The organism is Burkholderia mycopellens (genome assembly GCF_964265025.1).
In the GTDB taxonomy this organism is placed as follows: Bacteria; Pseudomonadota; Gammaproteobacteria; order Burkholderiales; family Burkholderiaceae; genus Burkholderia.
In genome coordinates, this window is sequence record NZ_OZ183803.1 from 404,516 (window position 1) to 423,307 (window position 18,792).

General features: G+C 68.2%; 14 protein-coding genes. 6 read left to right on the forward strand and 8 right to left on the reverse strand.

Annotation, left to right across the window (positions count from 1 at the left end):
- Positions 1-21: 21 nt before the first annotated feature.
- Positions 22-486 carry an Lrp/AsnC family transcriptional regulator gene (locus tag ACPTTC_RS20175; protein ID WP_011353982.1) on the reverse strand — a complete coding sequence of 155 codons (465 nt, stop codon included), beginning with the start codon at positions 484-486 and terminating at the stop codon, positions 22-24.
- Positions 487-620: 134 nt separating this feature from the next.
- On the opposite strand from ACPTTC_RS20175, the gene ACPTTC_RS20180 reads away from it, so the two are divergent.
- The 3 genes from ACPTTC_RS20180 (at position 621) to ACPTTC_RS20190 (ending at position 4,843) form a co-directional block, all read left to right on the forward strand.
- A complete protein-coding gene (locus ACPTTC_RS20180) occupies positions 621-1,247 on the forward strand; it encodes a LysE family translocator (RefSeq protein WP_027790530.1) in 627 nt (208 codons plus the stop codon).
- 248 nt (positions 1,248-1,495) lie between these two features.
- Positions 1,496-3,091, forward strand: a complete 1,596-nt coding sequence (locus ACPTTC_RS20185) for a S53 family peptidase (RefSeq protein ID WP_423393630.1) — start codon at positions 1,496-1,498, stop codon at positions 3,089-3,091.
- A 75-nt stretch (positions 3,092-3,166) separates the two neighbouring features.
- Positions 3,167-4,843, forward strand: a complete 1,677-nt coding sequence (locus ACPTTC_RS20190) for a S10 family peptidase (RefSeq protein WP_423393631.1) — start codon at positions 3,167-3,169, stop codon at positions 4,841-4,843.
- Positions 4,844-4,917: 74 nt separating this feature from the next.
- Here ACPTTC_RS20190 and nadE read toward each other — a convergent pair whose 3' ends face one another.
- The 3 genes from nadE to ACPTTC_RS20205 all read right to left on the reverse strand — a co-directional run bounded on the left by nadE (position 4,918) and on the right by ACPTTC_RS20205 (position 7,243).
- Positions 4,918-5,766, reverse strand: a complete 849-nt coding sequence (nadE, locus tag ACPTTC_RS20195) for an ammonia-dependent NAD(+) synthetase (protein WP_175971552.1) — start codon at positions 5,764-5,766, stop codon at positions 4,918-4,920.
- A gap of 241 nt (positions 5,767-6,007) precedes the next feature.
- On the reverse strand, positions 6,008-6,877 hold the full coding sequence (locus tag ACPTTC_RS20200) for a DMT family transporter (protein WP_423393632.1): 870 nt from the start codon (positions 6,875-6,877) through the stop codon (positions 6,008-6,010).
- A gap of 180 nt (positions 6,878-7,057) precedes the next feature.
- Positions 7,058-7,243, reverse strand: coding sequence for a hypothetical protein (locus tag ACPTTC_RS20205; protein ID WP_060083291.1), 186 nt, complete (start codon positions 7,241-7,243; stop codon positions 7,058-7,060).
- 208 nt (positions 7,244-7,451) lie between these two features.
- On the opposite strand from ACPTTC_RS20205, the gene ACPTTC_RS20210 reads away from it, so the two are divergent.
- Entirely contained in the window at positions 7,452-8,210 is a 759-nt protein-coding gene (locus tag ACPTTC_RS20210; protein WP_175954879.1) for a DeoR/GlpR family DNA-binding transcription regulator, read from the forward strand.
- A gap of 105 nt (positions 8,211-8,315) precedes the next feature.
- Positions 8,316-10,103, forward strand: coding sequence for a phospholipase D-like domain-containing protein (locus tag ACPTTC_RS20215; protein WP_423393633.1), 1,788 nt, complete (start codon positions 8,316-8,318; stop codon positions 10,101-10,103).
- A 75-nt stretch (positions 10,104-10,178) separates the two neighbouring features.
- Here ACPTTC_RS20215 and ACPTTC_RS20220 read toward each other — a convergent pair whose 3' ends face one another.
- The 3 genes from ACPTTC_RS20220 to ACPTTC_RS20230 all read right to left on the reverse strand — a co-directional run bounded on the left by ACPTTC_RS20220 (position 10,179) and on the right by ACPTTC_RS20230 (position 13,962).
- Complete coding sequence (locus ACPTTC_RS20220; protein WP_085042517.1) at positions 10,179-10,853, reverse strand: TetR family transcriptional regulator; 675 nt, start codon at positions 10,851-10,853, stop codon at positions 10,179-10,181.
- 116 nt (positions 10,854-10,969) lie between these two features.
- The gene (locus ACPTTC_RS20225) at positions 10,970-12,238 is read right to left on the reverse strand and encodes an NAD(P)/FAD-dependent oxidoreductase (protein ID WP_423393634.1); all 1,269 of its coding nucleotides are present in this window, start codon (positions 12,236-12,238) and stop codon (positions 10,970-10,972) included.
- 143 nt (positions 12,239-12,381) lie between these two features.
- On the reverse strand, positions 12,382-13,962 hold the full coding sequence (locus tag ACPTTC_RS20230) for an amino acid permease (RefSeq protein ID WP_423393635.1): 1,581 nt from the start codon (positions 13,960-13,962) through the stop codon (positions 12,382-12,384).
- Positions 13,963-14,597: 635 nt separating this feature from the next.
- Between ACPTTC_RS20230 and ACPTTC_RS20235 the strand changes: the two genes are divergently transcribed.
- Complete coding sequence (locus ACPTTC_RS20235) at positions 14,598-16,109, forward strand: aldehyde dehydrogenase family protein (RefSeq protein ID WP_226201439.1); 1,512 nt, start codon at positions 14,598-14,600, stop codon at positions 16,107-16,109.
- Between the two features lie 105 nt (positions 16,110-16,214).
- On the opposite strand, the gene ACPTTC_RS20240 is transcribed toward ACPTTC_RS20235, so the two are convergent.
- Entirely contained in the window at positions 16,215-18,662 is a 2,448-nt protein-coding gene (locus ACPTTC_RS20240; protein ID WP_423393636.1) for a DUF3772 domain-containing protein, read from the reverse strand.
- Between the last annotated feature and the right edge of the window lie 130 nt (positions 18,663-18,792).

Below are 18,792 nucleotides of genomic sequence, written 5' to 3' on the forward strand. Positions count from 1 at the left end.
CGCATCGCCCGCCCGCCGGCATCACGGCACCGGCAACCCCGCGTCGTGCTTGACCTCGCGCAGCGACAGCGCCGATTCGATCGACGTCACGCCCGGCAGCATCCGCAGCGATTCGCGCAGGAACGTGCCGTAGTCGTCGAGGTCGCGCGCCACGACCTGCAACAGATAGTCGGCGGTGCCCGCCACGTTGTGGCACGCCAGGATCCGCTCGATGCCGAGCACCTCCCGCTCGAAGCGGTCGGCGGTCTTGCGGTCGTGCGTCGCGAACCGCACGAGCACGAATGCAACGACGCCGAAACCGAGCGCCTGGCGCGACAGCTGCGCGCGGTAGCGCTCGATGTAGCCGTCGTTTTCGAGGCGCTTCAGGCGCCGTGCGCAAGGGGTCTCGGAGAGGCCCACGGTGTCGGCGAGGCGGGCGATCGGCAGGCGGCCGTCGCGCTGCACCGCGGCAAGGATGGCGCGGTCGGTTTTGTCGAGTTCGGTCATGTTGGCGGATTCCTGGTGCAGATTCGATGATTGTGGCGGATTCCCCTATAGATCGCCAATTATTGACCAAAGATGGCCAATAATCCCTCGCCCGCTGGCGGCAACATATCGCCGTAAGAGGAGGGGGGCAGACCATGATTTCCACGCATTTGCTGTTGATTTATCTCGCCGCGCTGGCGGCCATCTATGCGGTGCCGGGGCCGGACATGGCGCTGGTGCTGCAGACCAGCATCGGCCGCGGCGTGCGGCCGGGGATGGCCGCCGCCGCCGGCCTGTCGCTCGCGCGGACCGCGCACGTGACGCTGTCCGCCTGCGGCGTCGCGGCGCTAATCCGCAGCGCGCCGTGGCTGTACGAAGTGATCCGCTACGGCGGCGCGCTCTATCTCGCGTATGTCGCGATCCAGGTGTTCCGTTCGCCCGTGTTCGCGCTCGGCGACGGCGACGCGGCAGCGACGGCGGGCGAGCTGCGCCAGTCGTTCGTGAAGGGTTTGCTCACCAACCTGCTGAACCCGAAGGCGCTGCTGTTCTGCTCGGTGCTGCTGCCGCAGTTCGTGCGCCCCGAGGCCGGCCCGGTCGTGTTGCAGATGTTCGAGCTGGGCGCGTTGCTGGTGGCGGCCGGCGTGTGCTTCGACCTCGCGTGCGTGTTCGGCGCATCGCGGATCGCCGCGTGGATGCGCGCGCATCCGCTCGCGCAGACGGTGCAGCGCTGGACGTTTTCCGCGGCGCTGATCGGCTTTGCGCTGCGCCTGTCGATGGACTGAGCACCGAGGCGACGTCGCGCCTGCGCAGGTCGCGCGGCGCGTCGCCGCACCCGATGGAAGCCGCGCGCACCGCTGGCCCTGGCTTGCGCCCCGTCGCAGAACGGCGTGCGCGCAAATCGTCCGACTGTTCTAAACTCCCTGTTACTTCGCGTTGAGCGAACCCGACCGAACGAACGGAACCGTCTCCCGCCGGCCCTGTCCGATTTCCTGGCTGTTCCGTGCAACGCGGTACCAAGGAGGGTCTGAACATGGCAAGGCATCTTCACGCCGACCGTGAACCCCGAATCGTCGCCGAGTCCAAGTGCCTCGGCCCGTGCGATCCGGCAGAACGCATCCACGTCACGATCATGTTGCGGCGGCAGGAAGAAGGGCAACTCGATACGCTGCTTCACCAGCTCGCCACCGGCGACGCGCAAGCGAAACCGGTGTCGCGCGAAACCTTCGCGCAACGCTTTTCCGCCAATCCCGACGACATTCGCAAGGCCGAGGACTTCGCACGTCGCCACCAGTTGACGGTCGACCGCGTCGATCCCGTCGAAAGCGTCGTCGTGCTGTCCGGCACGATCCAGCAGTTCGAAGCCGTGTTCGGCGTCAAGCTCGAGCGCTTCGAGCATCAATCGATCGGCCAGTATCGCGGCCGCTCGGGCCCGATCGCGCTGCCCGACGATCTCGGCGATGCCGTCACGGCCGTGCTCGGCCTCGACAGCCGTCCGCAGGCGCGGCCGCACTTCCGGCTGCGACCGCCGTTCAAGCCGGCGCGCGGCGGCGCGGCGGGCGTTACGTTCACCCCGATCCAACTGGCATCGCTGTATGGCTTCCCGGCCGGCGACGGCGCCGGGCAGTGCATCGCGATCATCGAGCTCGGCGGCGGCTACCGTGCGGCCGATATCCAGCAGTATTTCCGCGGGCTCGGCATCACGACGCCGCCGACGCTCGTCGACGTGAACGTCGGCACCGGCCGCAACACGCCGACCGGCGACCCGAGCGGCCCGGACGGCGAAGTCGCGCTCGACATCGAGATTGCCGGCGCGATCGCGCCGGCCGCGAAGATCGCCGTGTACTTCGCGCCGAACAGCGACGCGGGCTTCATCCAGGCCGTCAACGCGGCCGTCAACGATACGACCAACAAGCCGTCGGTGATCTCGATCAGCTGGGGCGGCCCGGAGGCGATCTGGCAGGCGCAGTCCGCTCAGGCGTTCGACCGCGTGTTGCAGGCGGCGGCCGCGCAGGGCATCACGGTGTGCGCGGCGTCCGGCGACAGCGGCTCGGGCGACGGTCTGCAGGACGGCGCCGATCATGTCGACTTCCCGGCATCGAGCCCGTACGTGCTCGGCTGCGGCGGCACGCAGCTCGACGCGCTGCCCGGGCAGGGCATCCGTAGCGAGGTCGCGTGGAACGACGAGGCCGCCGGCGGCGGCGCGGGCGGGGGCGGCGTCAGCACGCTGTTCGACCTGCCGGCGTGGCAGCAGGGGCTCACCGTCACGCGCGCCGACGGCCGCAGCGCACCGCTCGCGAAGCGCGGCGTGCCGGACGTTGCCGGCGACGCGTCGCCGCAGACGGGCTACGAAGTGTCGATCGCGGGCACGGCCACGGTGATGGGCGGCACGAGCGCGGTCGCGCCCCTGTGGGCCGCGCTGATCGCGCGGATCAATGCGGCGGCGAGCGGTGCGACCGCCGGCTGGGTCAACCCGGTGCTCTACAAGAATCCGGGCGCGCTGCGCGACGTCACGCAGGGTTCGAACGGCACGTATGCGGCCGCGCAGGGCTGGGATGCGTGCACGGGCCTCGGCAGCCCGAACGGCGCGCGGCTCGCGGCGGTCCTGACGCGCAAGCCGTCGAGCTGACGGCAGCGGTTCACGTCTTTCCGTATGGCGCGGGCTTCCTGTCCGCGCCTTTTTCTCACCTCCAGGAGCAGCACGATGGGCATCGATTCCGCATCCTCCGGCGGCGTGTATCCGCTGCATCACGGCGACCACAATTCGCATGGCGTGCCGCCGACCGTCAATCCGGTCGCGCTCAGCCACGGGCGCGACCAGCCGTTCTTCGATCCGGTCGCGTACGGCAACGGCCCCGACGATTCGGTGACCGACACGACCGAGGCGGCCGCGATCACGCATCACACGATCCTGATCGACGGGAAGCGCATCGCCTACACGGCGACGGCCGGCCACCTCGTGACGGTCGACCCGAGCAGTTCGCAGCCGGCCGCGAAGATCTTCTACGTCGCGTTCACGGCCGACGGCGCGAAGGAGGAAACGCGGCCCGTGACCTTCTTCTATAACGGCGGGCCGGGCTCGTCGTCGGTGTTCGTGCTGCTGGGTTCGTTCGCGCCGAAGCGCATCAAGACGTCGATGCCGGGCTTCACGCCGCCTGCGCCGTACCAGATGGAGGACAACCCGGACAGCATGATCGACCACAGCGACCTGGTGTTCATCAACCCGGTCGGCACCGGCTATTCGGCGGCCGTCGCGCCGAACAAGAATCGCAATTTCTGGGGCGTCGACCAGGACGCGGATTCGCTGAAGCAGTTCATCAAGCGCTACTTGACGAAGAACAACCGCTGGAATTCGCCGAAGTACCTGTTCGGCGAATCGTACGGCACCGCGCGCAGCTGCGTGCTCGCGTACAAGCTGCATGAGGACGGCGTCGACCTGAACGGCGTCACGCTGCAGTCGTCGATCCTGGACTACCGGCAGGCCGGCAACCCGGTCGGTGCGCTGCCGACCGCGGCGGCCGATGCGTGGTATCACAAGAAACTCGGCGTCACGCCGGCGCCGACGGATCTCGGCGCGTTCGTCGAGGAAGTCGCGCAGTTCGCGCGCACCGACTACCTGAACGCGTTGCGCACGGTCCCGCATGCGGACCCGGCGGCCGTGCAGAAGCTGTCGCAATACACGGGCATCGATACGGCGACGCTGCAATCGTGGAGTCTGAACATCGCCGGCTACGACGCGCGCGGCAATTCGCTGTTCCTGACGACGCTGCTGCATGCGCAGGGGCTCGCGCTCGGCTCGTACGACGGCCGCGTGACCGGGATCTCGTCGGGTATCGCCGGCAAGATCGACCCGAACTCGGGCGGCAACGATCCGACGATGACGGCCGTGACGGGCGTCTATACGGCGATGTGGAACAGCTACCTGAACGAGCAGCTGAAGTTCACGTCGAATTCCGCGTTCACCGACCTGAACGACCAGGCGTTCCAGAACTGGGATTTCAGCCACATCGACCCGACCGGCGCGCAGCAGGGCATCGATGCGCAGGGGAACGTGATCCTCTATACGGCCGGCGATCTCGCGGCGGTGATGGCGCTGAACGTCGACCTGAAGGTGCTGTCGGCGAACGGCTTCTACGATTTCGTCACGCCCTTCTACCAGACCGTGATCGACCTGCAGCAGATGCCGCTCGAGGATCAGAAGGTGCGGCAGAACCTGTCCGCGCGTTTCTATCCGTCGGGGCACATGGTGTATCTCGACGGCGGCTCGCGTACCGCGCTCAAGCGCGATCTCGCGGCGATGTACGACGCGACGGTCAGCGATACGGGTGCGCGGATGCGGATTCGCGCACTGCAGGCGAAGAAGACGGGCGGGCACGCGTAGCGTTGCCCGCCGGTACGACGCCGCGCGCAGCCGTTACGGTGCGCGCGGCGGTATTCTCCAGTCTGGGCGGCCGCTTATGCAGCCGGCCAGTCGAACATCGTGTACGGCAGCGCGCGCTTGTGGCGCGAAGCGTCGTAGAAGCGCAGCACCGTCTCGTACACGTGGTCGCTCACCGGCTTGCCTTCGAGGAAGTCGTCGATCTCGTCGTAGCTCACGCCGTATGCGTGCTCGTCGGGGCGCAGCGGGCGCAGTTCCTCGAGATCGGCAGTCGGCACCTTCATCACGATCAGTTCGTCGCCGCCAAGCGCACGGGCCACCGCGCGCACGCGACGCTTGTTCAGCCCCGCGAGCGGCAGGATGTCCGCGCCGCCGTCACCGAATTTCGTGAAGAACCCCATCAACGATTCGGCCGCGTGATCGGTGCCGATCACGATGCCGCGCCGTGCACCGGCCACCGCGTACTGCGCGATCATGCGCTCGCGCGCCTTGATGTTGCCGTGCACGAAATCCTGCTGCGCCGGCGTCTCGAACGCATGGCCGGACGCGGCCAGCGCGGCGAGCATCGCGTCGGCGGCCGGTTTCACGTTGACGGTCAGCTCCTCGTCCGCGCGGACGAACGCGAGTGCGCGCTGCGCATCGTCTTCGTCGTTCTGCACGCCGTTCGGCAAGCGCATCGCGATGAAACGTGCGTCGTAGTCGTCGGCGCGCAGGCGCTCGACCGCCAGTTGCGCGAGCCGGCCGGCCGTCGACGAATCGACGCCGCCGCTGATGCCGAGCACGTAGGTCCGCAGGCCGGTCGAACGAAGGTATTGCGCGAGGAACTCGACGCGGCGGGCAATCTCGGCCTCGGCGTCGAATTGCGGGGCGACGTTCAGTTCGGCAATGATCGCGCGTTGGCGGCTGGCGAAATCGGCGGATGTCATGAAGGAAGTTCCGGAACAAAATCAAGGCGCCCATCATAAGCGCAATCGCGCCGCGGCGCCGCGCCGGGCATGCGATCCGGCGATGTCGCGTTGCTTCGGCGAGACGGGCTGCATCGCCGTGGTGCACGGTGCGCCGGGCGGGTGCAGGCCGCGGCGTAACGGGCGTTCGCGAGGCTGGTAGTCGATGCGCGTGGCGGCCGGCGTGCAGGCTGCCGTGCGACCGCGCACATGGGCAGTTGCGTCAGCGCCGCGCGAGCACGACGCCCACCAGCGCGAGCGCGAAGCCGGCGAGCTGGATCGCCGCGAGCGTTTCGCCGAACAGCCAGTAGCCTTGCAGCGCGGCCAGCGGCGGCGCGAGGAACAGCAGCGACGTCGCGCGCGCGGCATTGCCGCGCCGCAGCATCCACATCAGCATCGTGACCGCGCCGCCGGACAGGAACACGACACCCCATACGAGCGACACCCACAGCGCCGGCGCGCCGATCCAGCGCGTCTCGTGCAGCACGGCGACGAAGATGGCCGCGACGATCGCCGCGCCGAAGTTCTGGATGGCGACCGCCGTGCGCAGGTCGCTCTGCGCGAGCTTGCCTTTCTGGTACAGCGAGCCGGCGGTGATCGACCCGACCGCGAGTACCGAGACGGCCACGACGAGCCACGCCGGCGCGGCGCCCGGCGGTGGCGCGACACCGCCCGTGACCTTCGGCGCCAGCACGAGCGCGACGCCGGCGAGCCCGAGCGCCATCCCGAACCAGCCGCGGGCAGGCAGGCGCTCGTTGAACAGCGGGACGGCGAGCACGGCGGTGGCGAGCGGCTGCAGCGCGCCGAGCAGCGCCATGACGCCCGCGTTCAACCCTTGCGCGACGGCCCAGTAGCTCGCGCCGAGATAGATGCCCTGCAGCAGTGCGCCCGCGATCAGGTGGCGCGGCCATTCGCGGCGGGCCGGCCACGGTGCGCGCGCGACGAGCGCCACCCCGCCGAACAGCGCGGCCGTGCCCGCGAAACGCGCGAGCAGGAACAGGTTGGGATCGGCGTAGGGTTTGATTGCCCGCGCAACGATGAAGCCGGTGGACCAGAGGGCGACGAAAGCGGCGGCGACGATCGAGGTAAGCATGCGTGGCGGGCCGCGACGCGGCCGGACGGAATCGTGAAGTCGGCCAGTATCGGGGGAAGCGATGCGGGCGTCTTGTCGAATCCTGCACTCATGCCGCGTGCCGCGCATGCGGCCGTCGGTGCCGGGGGAAGGCGGGGCGCCGCCCCGGATGCGGAGCGGGCGAGCGTGACGCCGCGGAGATCAGTCGATCGAGAACGTGTCGAGCGGCTGGTTGGCGCGCGCGTCGTTCGCGAAGCGCGCGGCGAGCTGTTCGTAGAGCCGGCGGGCCTCGTCGAGCGTCAGGTCGATCCAGTACGGATCGCCGGCCGCGTCGTTGAGACGTTCGGGCGGAAACTGGATTTCGATCACACTGCCTTTGCGATACATGGCGCGAGCCCCTTTGCTTGGTCTGTCGTTCGGCGAAGCGCAGAGTGTAGCAACCGGCGCCGCGCCGATTCGCGCGCGTCAGGCAATACAGAATTTCGCTTTCGGGAAACGCGGCCCGGCGGGTTTCCCGACGCAGTCAAATGCCGGTCAAACGGCCGTAATACAATGGGCGGCTTACCCATTACCAGTCGCCTCGGGCGCACACGCGATGCTGGCGGAACAACGTCATCAATTCATCCTGTCGGAACTCGGACGGTCGGGCGCATTGTCGGTCGCGGAGCTCGTCCGCTCGCTCGACGTGTCGCGCGAGACCGTGCGGCGCGACCTGAACGCACTGGCCGCACGCGGCCTGCTCGTGATGACGCATGGCGGCGCGCTGGCCGCGGATCGCCGCGAGCCGAGCCTGTCCGAGCGCGAAGCCGCGAACGCCGAAGCGAAGCGCACGATCGGGCGGCGCGCGGCCGAATTCGTGCCCGACGATGCGTCGGTGCTGATCGATTCGGGCAGCACGCCGCATGCGGTTGCGCTGGCGCTCGCCGATCGGCACCGGCTGTCGGTCTACACGAACGACTGGCGCACCGCGTTCGTGCTCGCGCGGCGCAACGGCAACCGCGTGACGCTGCTCGGCGGCGAACTGTCCGACGACGAGGACGCCACGTTCGGGCTCGACACGATCCAGCAGCTTGCGCAGTACCACGTCGATTTCGCGTTCGTGGGCGCCGGCGGGATCACGCCCGACGGCGAGTGCACCGACTACTCGCGACTCGCGGCCGAAGTGCGCAGCCGGATGATCGCGGCGGCGGGCATGGCGATCATCGTCGCCGATCATTCGAAATTCGGCCGCGTGACGCCGGTGCGCATCAACGGCACGGCTGCTGCCCGCTATCTGGTGACCGAACGCGCACCCGACAAGGCCGTGCGCCGCGCGTTGACCGCGCGCGGGATCGAACTGCTCGTGTGCGACTGACGCGCGTCCGACATACAAGGTTCATCGAACCGTCATCCGCAGGGAAGAACCGGCGTCAAGACTGACTCATTCACCTCGACCGGCCGCAAGGCCAGGGAGCAACGAATGACCGTCAGCGTGCGCAGCTATCTTTCCCCCACCCTGGTCCTGCTGGCTTTCGACTGGCCCGATGCGGCGTCGCGTGCCGATTTCCTCGGCTTCGCGATCCGGCGCACGCCGGGCTTCTGGTCGGCCGACGGCAAGACGCGCGCGCCGGACAGCTGGCTGCCGAACCGCCTGACGTTCGACGGCCCGGCCGCGCACACGCAGGGCGACGCGCCGACCGACCAGGCGCCGATCCAGAAATTCATGTGGTGGGACGCGCGCATCGATCCGCAGGATCGCGGCGCGGCGTTCCGCTATGACGTGTATCCGGTCGTCGGTACGCCGGCGAACCTGCAGGTGCTCGACGCGCAAGCCGGCGTGTGCGACGTCGTGTTGCCCGCGCACATCGAGGACGGCATCGGCACGTGGTTCAACCGCGCGGTGGTCAGCTCGCAGGCCTTCGCGAAGCAGGTGGCGGCGCTGGGCCTCGCGCCGAATGCGGCGCCGAGCGACGCGCAGGCGCTGAAGCTGCGCACGTGGCTCGCGAACGACATGGAGCAGGTGTTCGCGGAGATGCTCGACCCCGCGTCGCGCGCGGCGTCGGCCGTCTATCACCTGACCGACACGCTGTGGGCGCTGCCGGCGTTCGAAGCGTTCGGACGCCGGCACGGCGAAGCGTCGCTCGCGATCGTCTACGACGCGCACACGACGGCGCGCAAGGGCAAGCCGCCGCTGCCTTCGCCGAACCAGCCGGCCGTCGATGCGCTGCAGGGTCTCGCGACGCTCGCGCCGCGCGACAAGACGCACATCATGCACGACAAGTTCATCGTGACCGATGCGTCGTCGAATGCGGTGCCCTCACGCGTGCTGACCGGTTCCGCGAACTTCACGACCGAGGGGCTCACGGAGCAGGCGAACGTGCTGCACGCGTTCGATTCGCCCGCGCTTGCCGCGCTGTACAACGATCGCGCGCATGCGCTGGCCGGGAATCCGTCGATCGCGGAGACGGCGCGGCTGTCGCCGGGCTGGTCGGAACCGATGACGATCGGCAGTGCGCAGGTGCGGCTCGCGTTTTCGCCGGAGCCGGCGGGGCAGCGCACCGAGATCGACACGATCGTCGCCGCGATCGCGGCCGCGAAGCATTCGGTGTCGTTCTGCCTGTTCATGCCGACCGACGCGGCGTTGCGCGATGCGTGTTTCGCCGCCGGCGACCGCGGCCTGATGATGTTCGGGCTGGTGAACAAGATCAACGTCGGCAGCGCGACGAAGGCCGATGCGGAGCAGCAGGCCGGCCAGACGCTCGATGCCGCGACGCTCGCGAACCTCGAGTTGTATCACCGCAGCCGCGACAACCACGACGTGATCGATGCCGCGTATTTCTCGCCGGCCACCGTGCCGCAGGGCTTCGAGCCGGAATTGCGGTTGTTTCCGGGGGAGCCGGCGCCGGCCTTTCCGCCCGTCGTGATCCATCACAAGTTCATCGTGATCGATGCGGAGGGCGCGAATCCGGTCGTCTATACGGGCTCGGCGAACATGAGCCGCAATTCCGAGCAGTACAACGACGAGAACCTGCTCGAGATCCGCGACCAGCGGATCGCGGCGATCTATCTTGCGGAATTCCTGCGGCTGTACGAGCACTATCGCGCGCGGGCGCTGGCGATCGGCGCAAAGCAGCACGGCGCCGGCACGGGCACGCATGCGCGGCTCGCGCTTGCGCCCGATTCGAGCTGGGCGAAGAAGTATTACGTGGCGGGAAGCCCGGAAGAGAAGGCGCGGATCGCGCTGGCGTCGACCGCGCCGACAGACTGACGCACGAGAGAACGACGGGCGCGGTCGAGGCGCGCCCGGCGTGAGACTGGCCGCGAAACCGGCTGACGCCGCCGCTTATGCGGCGACGTAGCGCAGCACGGCGTCGGCGATCGTGTCGCGATGCCGTGCGCGCAGGCGCGGTGCCGACGGGTCGCGGCCGAACGCGGCGCCGAACGTGTAGCGGTTCGATACGCGGTGGAAGCAGAACGAGCTGATCAACAGGTGCAGGTCGAACGCGTCGATGTCCTGGCGGAACGCGCCGCTCGCCGCGCCGCGTTCGACCAGTTCCTCGAGCGTCTTGATGATGCTGACGTTGCGGTTCTTGAACGACTTGAGCTGTTCGAGATACTTCGCGCCGTGGATGTTCTCGATCGACACGAGGCGGACGAAGTCGCGATGCTTGTCGTGATAGTCGAACGTGAATTCGACGAGGCGGCGCATGCCCTCGCGCGGCTCCATGTCACCGACGTGCAGTTCCTGCTCGAGTGCGCGGATGTCGCCGTACACCTTCTCCAGCACGGCCTCGTACAAGCCTTCCTTGCTTTCGAAGTAGTAGTAGAGCATCCGCTTCGTCGTGTTGGTCCGCTCGGCGATGGCATCGACGCGCGCGCCGGCGAGGCCCATCGCGGAGAATTCCTGCGTGGCGACGTCGAGGATGTTGCGCTTGGTTTGCTCGGGATCGTATTTGCGCCGCGCATCGGACGGAAGCGCGCGGGTGTCGGACGTGGCGGCCTTGCTTCCTGCTTTCATGTGACTTTATTGTGGCTTCGGCGGCTTGGAAAAGGCATTCTAGCATGCGGGAAATCCCCGCCCGGCCGACCTGACGCTCTAATCGGCGGGGCGGTTTCGGCCACCGTGGCCCCCGCTCAGCGGCGGCAGGAGGCGAGCGCGTCGCGGGCCTGGTACGCCGTGTACGTGAGCTGCGCGGCGGCGAGGCCGGCCAGCCCGAACGTGCGCGTGAGCCCGAACGCGTTGAAACCTTCCGGCACCGGCCGGCCTTCGGCCAGCGCGGCCGCGAGCGCTTCGCCGGCCACCGTGGTCGGCGCCATCCCGTGGCCGCCGAACGCGATCGCGTGCCACACGCCGTCCGCGTCGCGGCCGATCTGCGGCATCTTGTGCCGCGCGTAGCTCATCAGCCCGCCCCATGCGTACTCGACCTCCACGCCTTCCAGTTGCGGATACACGCGCAGCAGGTCGCGCCGCAGCAGGCGCGCGATTGCGTCGGGGCCGCGGTCGAGCACGGAGATCCGGCCGCCCCACAGGATGCGCGTGTCCTTCAGCGGACGGTAATAGTCGAACGCGAAACGCGTGTCGTAGATCGCGTACGGCGCGTCGATCGCGTCGGGCAGGCGCGCGCCGAGCGGTTCGGTCGCGATCACGTAGGTCGCGATCGGCAGCACCGCGCGCTCGATACGCGGCGACACGCCGCGCGCGTAGCCGCCGCCGGCGAACACGACATCTTTTGCGCGCACCGTGCCCTGCGCCGTGCGCACGATGTACCCGGCGCCTTCGCGCGCGATGCCGAGCGCAGCCGAGCGTTCGTACACGCGCGCGCCGCCGCGCGATGCGGCCGCCGCGACGCCGAGCACGTACTTGAGCGGATGGAAGTGGAAGGCGTTCGGCTCGAACAGGCCGCCGTAATAGCGCCGCGTCTTCAGCCGCTTGCGCAGCGCGTCCGTCGAAACGGGTTCCCAGTCGACGCCGAGTTCATCCTTCATCAGCGTGCGCACGCTGTCGAGCCGGGACGGATCGTCGAACCAGTTCGCGAGCATCACGCCCTGGTCGACGATGTCGCAGTCGATGCCGTAGCGCGCGATCCGCGCGCGGATCAGCTCGACCGCATCGACGGTGAGCCGGTACAGCCGGCGCCCTTCGTCGCGGCCGAGCGTGCGCAGCAGGTCGGCGTTATCGAGGCTGTAGCCGCCGAACACGAAGCCGCCGTTGCGGCCCGACGCGCCGAAGCCGACCCGTTCGCTGTCGAGCACGACGACGTCATGCACGCCGCGCTCGACGAGGCCGAGCGCCGTGCACAGGCCGGCGAGGCCGCCGCCGACGATGCAGACCTGCGTGTCGATCGTGCCGGTCAGTTGCGGGTAGGGCTGGCGGGTAACGGTGGCTTCGTAGAAGTTCTGCATGCGATTTTTCGTTGACTCGTAACGGCGGAAAAACAGGCGGCGCGCGTCGATCTTGCCTGAACGTGCGCGCCGCGTCGAATGGGGGCTGGGCGTCGGCCGCCGCGTTCGGGGGCGGCCGGTGCGATCCGGGCCGATCCGCGCGCTCAGGCGCCCGGCGTCGGGTTGGCCGGGCGGGCGACGTAGCCCGCGTAGCCGGCGTCGGCCTGCGGCGCGGGTGCGGGCGTCGCGTTGCGCTCGATCCACGGCGCGATCTCCATGTCTTCGTAGCGCACGAGGCGGCATTTGCGTACGAGCGCGTAGCCGAGCCAGATCGCGAGGAAGAACGGCAGGCCGATGTAGGTCGCGGCGACGCCGACCCAGTCGATCTTGTCGGAGAGGAACGCCTGGTAATCCTGGCCGAGCGCGACGACCGCGCACAGCGCGAATGCGAACAGCGGGCCGAACGGAAACCACTTCGACCGGTACGGCAGCTGGTCGAGCCGGTAGCCCTGTTTCAGGAAGCCCTTGCGGAACCGGTAGTGGCTGACCGCGATGCCGAGCCACGTGATGAAGCCGGCCATGCCCGACGTGTTCAGCAGCCACAGGTACACGGTCTTGTCGCCGTACAGCGACGTGAGGAAACACAGCGCGCCGACGGCCGTCGTCGCATACAGCGCGTTGCGCGGCACGCCGCCGCGCGACAGCTTCGCGAAGATCTTCGGCGCGCGGCCTTCGACCGCGAGGTTGTAGAGCATCCGCGTCGATGCATACATGCCCGAGTTGCCGGCCGACAGTACGGCCGTCAGGATCACCGCGTTCATCACGCCGGCCGCGAATGCGAGCCCCGCGTGACGGAATACCAGCGTGAACGGGCTCACGCCGATGTCGGTGACGTCGCTCTTCAGCAGGCTCGGGTCGGTATAGGGAATCAGCACGCCGATCACGAAGATCGCCAGCACGTAGAACAGCAGGATGCGCCAGAAAATCTGCTTCACCGCGCGCGGAATCGTCGTGCGCGGGTTTTCCGATTCGCCGGCCGCGACGCCGATCATTTCGGTGCCCTGGAACGAGAAGCCCGCGATCATCGCGACGCCGAGCATCGTCGCCCAGCCGCCGGCGAACGGTGCGTCGCCGATCGTGAAGTTGCCCCAGCCCGCGCTCGGGCCGCCCTGCATGATCCCGAAGATCATCAGCAGGCCGACCCCGACGAACGCGAGCACCGTCAGCACCTTGATCAACGCGAACCAGTATTCGGCTTCGCCGAAGCCGCGCACCGACAGCGCGTTGAGCGCGAAGATCAACGTGAGGAACAGTGCGCTCCACCAGACGCCCGGCACGTGCGGGAACCAGTAATGCATCACGAGCTGCGCGGCGACGAGCTCCACCGCCAGCGTCACGGCCCAGCTGTACCAGTAGTTCCAGCCGAGCGCGAAGCCGAAGCCTTCGTCGACGAACTTCGCGCCATAGGTTGCGAACGAGCCCGACACGGGCATGAACGCGGCCATCTCGCCGAGGCTCGTCATCAGGAAGTACACCATCAGGCCGATCACCATGTACGCGAGCATCGCGCCGCCGGGGCCGGCCTGCGAGATCGACGCGCCGGACGCGACGAACAGGCCCGTGCCGATCGAGCCGCCGATCGCGATCATCCGTAGATGGCGGGCCTGCAGCGCACGGTGGAGGGATGGCTTCGCGGGCGGCGAGCCGGACGGACGGGGCGAATCGGGGCGGGCATCTGAATGCATGGCGGGCGCTGGGCGCTGTCTCCGGGATTGTTTTTCGGTGACGAAGCGCGATGCGTTGCCGGCTGCCGGCCGGGCAGCGGTAATGCGGTGCTGAAACGGGCCGGATGAACCGGGCCGCGATGCGTGTCGCCTTCGTCTGTCGTCCGGCAGCCGTCACGGCGGCCGGCGGCGCGCCGGGTGCATTGCACCTCGACGTCGCAACGATTGTGTGTGCCCGGTGCACGGGCCGGCAAACGATATTTCCGAACAGGGTGATGCAGCTTTGTCATCAACTTGCATCGCGTCGGGATGCGTCCGATGGCCCGGCTGCGGGCGTTGGAAACGTCCCATATCGGCACGAGAATGGATCGGTCCGGCCAGCCGAGGTGTTGCGTTTTGGGAATGAAGTCGTGAGTTAATATCAATAGCGGCCCGACTTGTGGCCGCCGACAATGTGCTTCATGGATCGTGCCGCCGCGAGGCGGGAGCGCGCCGTCCGGCGGGCTCCCGGCGGCGGCGCAGCGCGATGCGCCATGCGGCGCACCGGGCCTGCCGCGCGGCGCATCCGCTTGCACAGGGCGCGCGAACGCGCTCCAATCGAATCACGCGGGCGGCGCTGCCGCCGCACCGATCAATCTGTCCCTGAAGAGGAAGTGATGCAATTCAACGACATTCTTGCCGCGCTCGATATCGATCTCGCCCAGTGGAAAGGCAATGCGCTGACCGCGCGTTCGCCGCTCGACGGCGCGACGCTCGCGACGCTGGCCGTCGACGCGCCCGCCGACGCCGAGCGCAAGATCGACGCCGCGCACGACGCATTCCTCAAGTGGCGCACGGTGCCGGCGCCGGTGCGCGGCGAACTCGTGCGCGTGTTCGGCAACGTGCTGCGTGAGCACAAGGCCGAGCTCGGCCGCCTCGTCACGCTCGAGGCCGGCAAGATCACGTCGGAAGGCCTCGGCGAAGTGCAGGAAATGATCGACATCTGCGATTTCGCGGTCGGCCTGTCGCGTCAGCTTTACGGCCTCACGATCGCCTCCGAGCGCCCCGGCCACCGGATGATGGAAACGTGGCACCCGATCGGCGTGTGCGGCGTGATCTCGGCGTTCAACTTCCCGGTCGCCGTGTGGGCATGGAACGCGGCGCTCGCATTCGTGTGCGGCGATTCGGTCGTGTGGAAGCCGTCCGAGAAGACGCCGCTCACCGCGATCGCGTGCCACGTGCTGCTCCAGAAGGCGATCCGTGAATTCGAGAAGACCCACCCGGGCGTCGCGCCGGCGGAGCTGAGCCAGCTGGTGCTCGGCATGCGCGATGTCGGCGAGGTGCTGACGGCGTCGAAGAAGGTGCCGGTGGTCAGCGCAACGGGCAGCGTGCGGATGGGCCAGGAAGTCGCGAAGGTGCTGAGCCAGCGTCTCGCGCGCGGCATCCTCGAACTCGGCGGCAACAACGGGATGATCGTCGCGCCGAGCGCCGATCTCGATCTCGTCGTGCGCGCGGTCACGTTCGCGGCGGTCGGCACGGCTGGCCAGCGCTGCACGACGCTGCGCCGCCTGTTCGTGCATCGCAGCCTGGTCGAACAGCTGCTGCCGCGTATCGAGAAGGCCTATGCGTCGGTGAAGGTCGGCAACCCGCTCGAGGAAGGCACGCTGGTCGGCCCGCTGGTCGATCGCGCGTCGTTCGACGCGATGCAGAAGGCGCTGGCCGATGCACGCGAGCAGGGCGGCGAAGTGAAGGGCGGTGAGCGCGTCGACGTCGGTCACGCGGATGCGTACTACGTGCGCCCGGCCATCGTACGGATGCCGAAGCAATCGGCGGTGGTCGAGCGCGAGACGTTCGCACCGATCCTGTACGTGATGGTCTACGACAACTTCGACGACGCGATCGAACTGCACAACGCGGTGCCGCAAGGGCTGTCGTCGGCGATCTTCACGAACGACATGCGCGAGGCCGAGCAGTTCATGTCGGCAGCAGGCAGCGACTGCGGGATCGTCAACGTGAACATCGGCACGAGCGGCGCGGAGATCGGCGGTGCGTTCGGCGGCGAGAAGGAAACGGGCGGCGGCCGCGAGTCGGGTTCGGATGCGTGGAAGGCGTATATGCGCCGCGCGACGAACACGATCAACTACAGCCGGCAGTTGCCGCTGGCGCAGGGGGTGAAGTTCGACGTTTGATGCGGAGCGCCCGGGCGGGCGCTGCGTGTAAGTAGAAAGGGCCGGCTGCCGCGTTGCGGTGCCGGCCCTTCGTTCATCTGCGCGACGGCGGGCGTGCGAGTCGCGTCATGCGTCTCCCGCAGCCGGCATGTTCTGCACCACCAGCATCTGCGGGCTCGACAGCGTGATCCCCGCCGCGCGCAACTGCTTCAGGATTTCGAACAGCAGATCGCTCTTCGTCGAACCGGCGATCCGCGGGCTCGATACGTAACCCGTCACGCTCAGCGTGATCCCGTCCGGCGTGAGCTGGCTGAACGTGACCGACGGCGCCGGCTTCTCGAGAATCGCCTCGTGCGAGCGATACGCGTCGAGCAGCAGGTCGCGCACCTGCTCGGGATCGGTGTTCAGCGGGAACGTCAGCACCAGCGTCGCGACGCCCTGCGTGCTGTTGCCCATCGTCACGTTGCGCAGGTTCTGCGAGATCAGTTGCGAGTTCGGCACGATCACGGTCGAGCGGTCGCTGAGCTGGATCTCGGTCGCACGCACGTTGATGCGGCGGATGTCGCCCTCGACGCCCGCGATGCTGATCATGTCGCCGACCTTCACCGGGCGTTCGGTCAGCAGGATCAGCCCCGACACGAAATTCTTCACGATCTCCTGCAGGCCGAAACCGATACCCACCGACAACGCACTGACGATCCACGCGAGGTTGTTCCACCGGACGCCGAGCAGCCCGAGCGTCATCAGCACGAGCAGCACGTAGCCGACGTTGGTGAACAGCGTGATCAGCGACACGCGCATCCCGGTATCCATGCCGAGCGCGGGCATGAACTCGCTGTCGAGCCAGCGGCGCAGCGAGCGCAGCAGGTAGAAGCCGATCGCGAAGCCGATCACGGCGTTCATGATCCGGTCGGGCATGATGTTCAGGCTCTGCAGCCGCTGGCTGCCGATCATCGCGACTGCACTGTCGAGCAGGTCGCCCGGCGTCGTGCCGAAACCGCCCGTCAGCAGCGCAATGGCCGCGATCAGCATCAGCAGGCTCGTGCCGAAACCGGACAGGACCGTGCGGGCCTGGTCGAGGTGCCGGTCTTCGAGCGCGAACAGGTTCTTGATCTGCTGGCCCGTCGACAGGCCCGGCGAGAACAGGCTTTCGCTCGCGTCGCGCGTCAGCTGGATCAGGATGTAGGTGGCGCACAGCACGATCTCGAACCACACGAGCTCGTACGTGATGAAGCGCGCGACCGTGATGTAGCCGATCAGGAGTGCGATCAGCGTCGCGACGATCGCCAGCGTGACGCCGGCGTGGATCAGCCCGGCGAGCGTCGAGCGCTGCTCGGGCGCCTCGCCGGCCGCCGCGAGCCGGCTACGCGCGCGGTTCGAGCGCAGCAGCGACGCGCCGACCGTCACCGCGACGACGAGCGACACGATCCCGCGGCCGAACAGCGTGACCGACAGGCTGGTGTCGACGATCCGGTTGATCGATTCGAGCGTGCCGGACATCAGCAGCAACGCGGCCAGGATGCCGGGGAACGGCTTCATCGCGCGTGCGACGGGATCGGCGAGCGCGGGCAGGCGCCATGACGGATGTTTCGTGCAGAGCAGCGCACGGCCGAGCCCGGCGATCAGTGCGCAGGTTGCGGCGAGCTTCGCGAACTGGTCCCACAGATCGCTCAGCGCCGGCGTGAGGTCGTAATGGCGTGCGACGGCGAGGTAAAAGATCTGGACGGCGATGGCAGTTGCCAGCAGCGTCGAAAACGCGGTCGACAACGCCAGCGCGCTGCGGCGCAAACGGGTGGCCGGCAGGCGGTTCACGCAGAACCACGCGAGCCCGCGCTCGATGAGCCGGCGGCCGCCCATCCATGCCGCGAACGCGGCAACCAGCAGCAGCACGGTGATCGCCTTTTGTCCCGGCACCCACGACGAGCGCAGCATGTCGAGCATTTCGTCGTCGAAATCCCCGAGCCGCTGCGCGTCGTCCGGCGAAAGATGGAACAGCGGCAGCCAGAACTGCGCGCTGAAAATGCCGCCCGAACGGAACGCGAGCTGGTTCTTCAGCAGGCCGCGATGCAGCTTCGCGAACTGCTCGTTCAGGTTCGTGAGGCTGGTCTTCTGGTCGGCGACCTGCTTCAGCGCCGCATCGATCTGTGTCTTGCGCGTGTTCAGCGTGGCCCGTTGCTTCGCGACAGCCGGCGCTTCCGGCGCGGCGCCCTCGGCAGGCGCCGGGCCCAGGACGTCGAGTTGCGCCTGGATTTGCGCGCGCTGCGGGACGAGATCGCTCTGCAGTTTGTCGACGTCGGTGCTCAGTTCCTGCGTCGAGTCGCTGAGCGCGTCCAATTCCTTGCTGTTGGACGTGGTCGAGGTCTGCTGCTTGATGCGGTCCAGTTCGGCCTGCATCTGCTTGAGCTGCGCGACGGCGTCGTTCAGCGAGATGGCCGGGACGGGCGCGCCGACGCCGCTCGCGCTCGGGGTCGATGCGGCCGCCGGAAACGCCGACGCGGTCGCGATCGCGGCGAACTGCAGCAGCGCGATCAGTGCGATCCGGCGAGCGTAGTTGGATAGTCGTTGTATGAACATGGAATGCTTACGATTTGCCGACGATGCCGGTCGCCGAAAGGCGCCCGGAAGCCGGTGGTTGGCCCGGTAGCATGTTACCGGGGTGTGGCGACGAGCGATGTTTGAATCCGCGGGGGCGGAATCGGGGCGC